The organism is Haloferula sargassicola, assembly GCF_040362925.1.
GTDB classification, from domain to species: domain Bacteria; phylum Verrucomicrobiota; class Verrucomicrobiia; order Verrucomicrobiales; family Akkermansiaceae; genus Haloferula; species Haloferula sargassicola.
Map to the genome: position 1 here is coordinate 1 of NZ_BAABRI010000055.1, position 1094 is coordinate 1094.

General features: G+C 65.2%; 1 protein-coding gene. It reads right to left on the minus strand.

All coding sequences use genetic code 11. The features are described from left to right. Positions 1-90: 90 nt before the first annotated feature. Complete coding sequence (locus tag ABXH26_RS20565) at positions 91-996, minus strand: tyrosine-type recombinase/integrase (protein ID WP_353568981.1); 906 nt, start codon at positions 994-996, stop codon at positions 91-93. Positions 997-1094 lie beyond the last annotated feature (98 nt).

The following is a 1094-nucleotide window of genomic DNA, read 5'->3' on the forward strand; positions in this document are numbered from 1 at the left end:
CTGCCGGTGGGCACGGGCGTAGCCGGCCCAATGCTCACCGAGCAGCTCTGCGAGTTCGAGAGCCACGCTTTTTCCCGGGAAAGCGGGGCTTCAGGGATCGGCCAGGGTGTCCAGGGCGGCGCGGCCGTCCTTGTCGCTGATCTCGGTGACGTGGAGGTAGCGCAGCGTGTCCTTGAGCGCGCTGTGGCCGAGGTAGGCACCCACCTGTAGGATGGAGGCGCCGCCTTCGAGCATGTGGGTGGCGAAGCTGTGGCGCAGGGTGTGGGTGGAGATATGCCCGTGTTTCTTCGAGAGTCCGCTTTCGGCCACGGCGACCTTGATGGCCTGCCAGACGGCGGCCTCGCTCATGGGCTTGGCGGAGCGGTGCATGGCCTCCTTGAGCGTGATGCCGCTGCCCTTCCAGCCGCGGCCGACGGCAGGAAAGAGCCACTCGGGGTTGCGGTGGCATTGCCAGAAAGTCCGCAGACGTGCCAGCAGGCGCGGGGTGATGGGCACCTCGCGGGCCTTGCGGTTCTTGGTCTTGGGGATGGAAATGACGAGCCGCTCGCCGTTGATGTGCACCGGCTTGATGTGCAGCGCCTCGTTGAGACGCAGGCCGCATTGATAGACGACGGTGCAGAAGGCGCGGTAGCGGCCGTCGCGGAAGGTGCGCAGGAGCAGGACGACCTCGTCGCGCGTCAGGACGTGCGGGAGCGGTTCCTCGAACTTGAACTTGATCTTCTTCCAGATGTCCCAGGCGATGCCGAGGTGGTCGCGGTAGAGGGTGCGCAGGGCGCAGACGGCCTGGTTGAGGGTGCTGGCCTTGAGCTTGCGGTCGTCCTGGAGGTGGACGAGGAAATCCAACACGCGTTCCGGCGGGAGGTCGGGCAGGTGCTCGTCCGGGTAATGCCTGGCAAGCTGGCGGACCCAGCCGTGGTAGGTCTGGCGGGAGCGCTCCGCGAGTCCTTTGAGTTGGACGAAGCGGGTGAAATCCTGATACCAAGCGGCTGAAGTGATCGCGTCATCTTTTTTTCATAGCAGGAACAAGCCTGACAGATCGCTTCAACCCTTTCAACGCCGCAGCGCGGAGTCGCCGCGCAGCGGCTCTGTTCAAC